The organism is Kitasatospora phosalacinea, from assembly GCF_030268885.1.
Classification (GTDB): domain Bacteria; phylum Actinomycetota; class Actinomycetes; order Streptomycetales; family Streptomycetaceae; genus Kitasatospora; species Kitasatospora phosalacinea_C.
Genome location: NZ_BSSA01000069.1, coordinates 1 through 5,471, shown reverse-complemented (window position 1 = coordinate 5,471; position 5,471 = coordinate 1). Strand labels below are relative to the sequence as shown.

The 5,471-nt window shown below is 70.2% G+C and carries 4 protein-coding genes and 1 pseudogene; 3 read left to right on the top strand and 2 right to left on the bottom strand.

Translation table 11 applies throughout. The annotated features are described in order from the left end of the window. Nucleotides 1-329: 329 nt before the first annotated feature. Complete coding sequence (locus tag QSK52_RS38810; RefSeq protein ID WP_285740998.1) at nt 330-851, bottom strand: FBP domain-containing protein; 522 nt, start codon at nt 849-851, stop codon at nt 330-332. 291 nt (nt 852-1,142) lie between these two features. Here QSK52_RS38810 and fusA point away from each other — a divergent pair, with 291 nt between their 5' ends. The 3 genes from fusA (at nt 1,143) to QSK52_RS38795 (ending at nt 4,894) form a co-directional block, all read left to right on the top strand. After that, nucleotides 1,143-3,275, top strand: a complete 2,133-nt coding sequence (gene fusA / locus QSK52_RS38805) for an elongation factor G (RefSeq protein ID WP_285740997.1) — start codon at nt 1,143-1,145, stop codon at nt 3,273-3,275. A 148-nt stretch (nt 3,276-3,423) separates the two neighbouring features. Continuing rightward, complete coding sequence (locus QSK52_RS38800) at nt 3,424-4,059, top strand: TetR/AcrR family transcriptional regulator (RefSeq protein ID WP_285740996.1); 636 nt, start codon at nt 3,424-3,426, stop codon at nt 4,057-4,059. 295 nt (nt 4,060-4,354) lie between these two features. Continuing rightward, nucleotides 4,355-4,894, top strand: a complete 540-nt coding sequence (locus QSK52_RS38795; protein WP_285740995.1) for a hypothetical protein — start codon at nt 4,355-4,357, stop codon at nt 4,892-4,894. Nucleotides 4,895-4,952: 58 nt separating this feature from the next. On the opposite strand, the pseudogene QSK52_RS38790 reads toward QSK52_RS38795, so the two are convergent. Then, a pseudogene (locus tag QSK52_RS38790) lies at nt 4,953-5,372 on the bottom strand (ATP-binding protein); the annotation flags it as partial. Nucleotides 5,373-5,471: the final 99 nt, after the last annotated feature.

The following is a 5,471-nucleotide window of genomic DNA, read 5'->3' as shown; positions in this document are numbered from 1 at the left end:
TCGAACTGCGCAGGGTGCGCAAGACCCGGCAGACGGTGCCCGCCCCCACCGGCGGGACCGTTGTCGTCGAGGTCCCCGAGGCGGCGGCGCACCGGGCGGTGCTCGACCTCGCCACCGTACGGCGGGTCGCCGCACTGGCCCGCGGGCTGGAGGAGCACTTCGGCGCGCCCCAGGAGGTCGCGGGCGCCGTCACCGCGGACGGCGGGATCCACCTGCTCGGAACCCGCCCGGCCACCACCGCCCGCCCCGGCCCCCTTCCGGCTGTGCACGGGGCGGCGCCGGGGAACCCGCCGGACTCCGGCACCGCCCCGCGTCCGGGGGCCCCGCCGCTACACGCCGAGGACCTTGGCGTCGAGGACCTTGCTCAGGAACGTCGACAGGTTCGCCTGGACGCGGGCCACCTTCTCCTCCGTGGTCAGGCTCTCCTTCATCCGGATGCCCGACGCGGCCGCGCGCTTCATGCCCCGGACGTACCGCGAGCAGGCGAGGTCGCTGCAGAAGTACTCGCCCGCCGAGGCGTACTCCTCGTCGCCGCCGCCCCGGCGCGCCTTGCGGGCCGTCATCAGGGAGACGCCGGAGGCCAGGTGCGTGGTCAGGCAGATCGAGCACATGGAGCCGTGGCCGGCCGGGCCGGTGCGCTGGGCCAGCCGCAGGGCGACGCCCACGAGCTCCCCGCCGTGCTCGGCGACGATGTAGCTGCGCTGGGGCGCGCCCGGGTCCCGCCAGCCCAGGAAGTCCAGGTCCTCCCAGGGGAGTTCGGAGAGGTCGCGCGGCAGGGTCAGCCGGCTCGCCTCACCCTTGGTGCAGTTGACGAATGATGCGCGGATCACCGGCTCAGTCAGTGCCTTCATGTTCCTCACGATAGCGCCCCTGTGTATATTAGGCAAAAGCCAACGTATATTAGGTATAAGGTCGTGACCGGCGGATCTCCCGCCCGGACCACGGCGCCCCGCGGCGTCCGTCGCGCCCCCGAACCCCGACCGTCCCGTCACGAACCGGGCCACGCACCAAGGCTCCTGACGGAACGTCAAGGACGAGGACCGCGTCGGCCGTACGCACGGTGCCCCGGGGGAGGGAGTCCCGCGCGGGGCCGGAAAGCCCGACCCGACCATCCGTTCACTGCGCAGGAAGTACTGATTGTCATGGCTGAGAACTCACTCGATCTGGCCGCCGCCCGCAATGTCGGGATCATGGCGCACATCGACGCGGGCAAGACGACGACCACCGAGCGGATCCTGTTCTACACCGGTGTCTCGTACAAGATCGGTGAGGTCCACGACGGCGCTGCCACGATGGACTGGATGGAGCAGGAGCAGGAGCGCGGCATCACCATCACCTCCGCCGCGACCACCTGCCACTGGGTGCTGGACGGCGTGGACCACACCATCAACCTGATCGACACTCCCGGGCACGTCGACTTCACCATCGAGGTGGAGCGCAACCTGCGGGTGCTCGACGGCGCGGTCACGGTGTTCGACGGCGTCGCGGGCGTCGAGCCCCAGTCCGAGACGGTGTGGCGGCAGGCCGACCGCTACGGCGTCCCGCGGATCTGCTTCGTCAACAAGCTCGACCGCACCGGCGCCGACTTCCTGCGCTGCGTCGACATGATCTCCGAGCGGCTCGATGCCACCCCGCTGGTCATGCAGCTCCCGATCGGGGCCGAGGCCGACTTCCGCGGCGTCATCGACCTGGTGCGGATGAAGGCCCTGGTCTGGTCCCCGGAGGCGGCCAAGGGCGAGATGTACGACGTGGTCGACATCCCCGCCGAGTACGCCGACGCCGCCGAGCTGTGGCGCGGCAGGCTGCTGGAGGGCGTCGCGGAGAACGACGAGGAGGTGATGGAGCTCTACCTGGCGGGCACCGAGCCCACCGCGGCGCAGCTGGACGCCGCGGTCCGGCGCATCACGATCGCCTCCACCGGCATCGGCGGCAGCACCACCGTCACCCCGGTGTTCTGCGGCTCGGCCTTCAAGAACAAGGGCGTCCAGCCGCTGCTGGACGCGGTGGTGCGCTACCTCCCCTCACCGCTGGACGTCGACGCCGTCGAGGGCCACGCGGTCGCGGACCCGCAGGAGGTCGTGCGGCGCAGGCCCAGCGACGACGAGCCGCTCTCCGCCCTGGTGTTCAAGATCATGTCGGACCCGCACCTGGGCAAGCTCACCTTCGTCCGCGTCTACTCCGGCCGGCTGACCTCGGGCAGCTCGGTGCTCAACCCGGTCAAGGGCCGCCGGGAGCGCATCGGCAAGGTCTACCGGATGCACGCCAACAAGCGCACCGAGATCGACTCGGTGGGCGCCGGCGACATCGTGGCGGTGATGGGCCTCAAGCAGACCGTCACCGGTGAGACCCTGTGCGACGAGAAGCACCCCGTCGTCCTGGAGTCCATGGACTTCCCCCGCCCGGTGATCGAGGTCGCGATCGAGCCCAAGTCCAAGGGCGACCAGGAGAAGCTGAGCGTGGCCATCCAGCGCCTGGCCGAGGAGGACCCGTCCTTCCAGGTCCACGCGGACGAGGAGACCGGCCAGACCGTCATCGGCGGCATGGGCGAGCTGCACCTGGAGGTGCTGGTCGACCGGATGCGCCGCGAGTTCAAGGTCGAGGCCAACGTCGGCAAGCCGCAGGTCGCCTACCGCGAGACGATCCGCAAGGCCGTCGAGCGCCTCGACTACACGCACAAGAAGCAGACCGGCGGCTCCGGCCAGTTCGCGAAGATCCAGATCGCGATCGAGCCCCTGGAGGACGGGGCCGAGGAGGCGTACGAGTTCGTGAACAAGGTCACCGGCGGCCGCGTCCCCAAGGAGTACATCCCCTCGGTCGACGCGGGCTGCCGGGAGGCCATGAAGTTCGGCGTCCTGGCCGGCTACGAGATGACCGGCATCCGGGTCAGCCTGCTCGACGGCGGCTACCACGACGTCGACTCCTCCGAGCTCGCCTTCAAGATCGCCGGTTCGCAGGCGTTCAAGGAGGCCGCCCGGATGGCCCACCCCGTCCTGCTGGAACCGATGATGGCCGTCGAGGTCACCACCCCCGAGGACTACCTCGGCGAGGTGATCGGCGACATCAACTCCCGCCGCGGCCAGATCCAGGCCATGGACGAGCGGGCCGGCGCCCGCCTGGTGCAGGCACTGGTCCCGCTGTCGGAGATGTTCGGCTACGTCGGCGACCTGCGCGGCAAGACCTCCGGCCGGGCCAGCTACAGCATGCAGTTCCACAGCTACGCCGAGGTCCCCCGGGTGATCGCCGAGGGCGTCGTGGCCAAGCTCCGGGGTGAGTGAACCACCGCCCGGCCGGTAGCCCCCTCTCCGCGTCCCGCACCACCGCTGCCCGGCGGTGCGGGACGCGGCGCTCCCTGTCGGGCGCACCGGCAGCTTTCCCGCCATCCCGCCCGGCTGCCCGGTCCGGGCCCGTACGAGGAGCCAACGAATGGGTGCACGCGCCGGCCTGACCACCGGACGGATCGTCAACGCCGCGGCGGACCTGGCCGACCGCATCGGCTTCGCGAACGTCACCATCTCGGCGCTCGCCCGGGGCTTCGGGGTCAAGGACGCCAGCCTCTACTCCCACATCGGGAGCCTGAACGAAGTGCGCACCCGCGTGGCCGCCCTGGCCGCCGAGGAGATGAGCGCCCACCTCGCCCGGTCCGTCGCCGGCCAGTGGTCCCCCGACGAACGCCTCGCCGCCTTCGCCGACGCCTACCGCGACTACGCCCTGCGCCACCCCGGCCGCTACACGGCCACCCAGTCGGGACCGGACAGCGACCTGCCCGCCGACAGCACCGGCTTCACCCGCAGCACCGAGGTCACCTACGAGGTGGTCCGCGCCTACGGCCTGCGCGAGCCGGACCTGGTGGTCGACGCGGCCCGGATGATGCGCAGCGCCTTCCACGGCTTCATCGACATCGAGTCCACCGGCGGCTTCGGCCACCCCCACGACCTCAACGCCTCCTGGCACCAGATCGTCACGTCCCTGCAGCGCCAGTTCACCTCCTGGTCCCGCCCCGCCTCCCCGCCCACAACCCCCGCCCCCCGCGCGGGACGCGGACGCGGACGCGCCGGCTGAAGCGGCCCCCCGCGGATGCGGTGGCCGACGACGGGCCTGGACCCCCACCCGCCCGGCCGGTTGCCGTACTCCTCCCTGCCGAGCCCGGCGTCGACCACGGCGGGGAAGTTCAGGACCTCGCGGTTGTCCGCGAGTTCGGGCAGCGGTTGGTGATCACCGGGCGAGCGGATGTTCACGATTTTTGACAGCAGGGCTACTGTGGCCGACCGCAGCGGAAGCCGATTCCTGATCGCCTCGGGACGTCATGGCGTGGCATTCTGCGCGAGCCGCCTTGAACTGTTCGACGGGGGAACTCATGGGCTACGACCTGGAGTGGGTTGAGCTGCCCGAAGCCGCAGCGGAAGCGCGGTGCCGGTGGGAGTCCTGCATCGCCAACGGTCTGCCGTGCGATCACATCCCGGACTGTTCGAAGTCGTACTTCTCGCTCGCGGAGCCGTTCCAGTTCCATCTGAACATCGGCGGGATGGCGTTCTGCCGGGACGGGCTGCGTCGCTCCGGCATGACCTATCAAGCAGGCCATCAGCCCTTTCCTGCCTGGCCGTTCAAGGACATCGAGGACTGGCGGTCGGCCGACCAGGCTCGGAGGGACGCGTTCAACGCGGCCGAGCGTGCCGCCTCGGCCCAGACCGTCCCGGGAAAGGTCGGGATTCCGGAGTTCAAGCTGCTGAGCAACGGCCCGTGGCTGGTCGGCGCCGAAGAAATCATGCAGGCGCTGAACCGGTATGAGGAGGCGTCAGCCGACCTGCGCGCCGAGCTGGAGGCCGATGGTTTGTGGTGTGACTGGCTCGGCTGGCTCCGCGAGACGGCGGGCCACGGTGGCTTCACGGTCGGCTGAGGACGCCAGTGGTGGGGCCCGCTCCCGGCGAGCGAGGTGGCGGGCCGCAGGCAGGTCGGCTGGCAGCGGTTTGTTCGGCTCGGGCTCGCGTGGTGGCGAGGCGGTAGCAGTCGGTGCCGGTCTTGATGATGGTCCCGTTGGAGGTGGGGCGGTCGACGACGGCCGCACAGAGTGGGGGTCGGTGGTCGGTGAAGGTCTTGGTCCAGCCGCCGGAGCTCTCGTTGGAGCCGATGGCGACGCTGTTCTTCCCCTCGCGTTCGGTGAGGACCTGGAAGAGCGGTTCGGCGCCGTGGCGGTCGAGTGCCGTGTAGCCGAGTTCGTCGATGCAGAGCAGGTCGACGCGGCCGTAGCGGGCGATGGTCTTGTTGAGCTGCTTCTCGTCGGCGGCTTCCACCAGCTCGTTCACCAGCCTGGTGGCGAGGGTGTTGATCACGGCGGGATCGATGTTGTGGTTCGCGTCGTAGTCGAAGTCCTCCAGTTATCTGGGGTTCTCTTGTGCCCGTCTGGAAGGACTGTCAGCGTGGGGTTCACTCGTGACGGTGGTCGTTGGCGTGTCACTATCTGGGGTGCCCGGGCA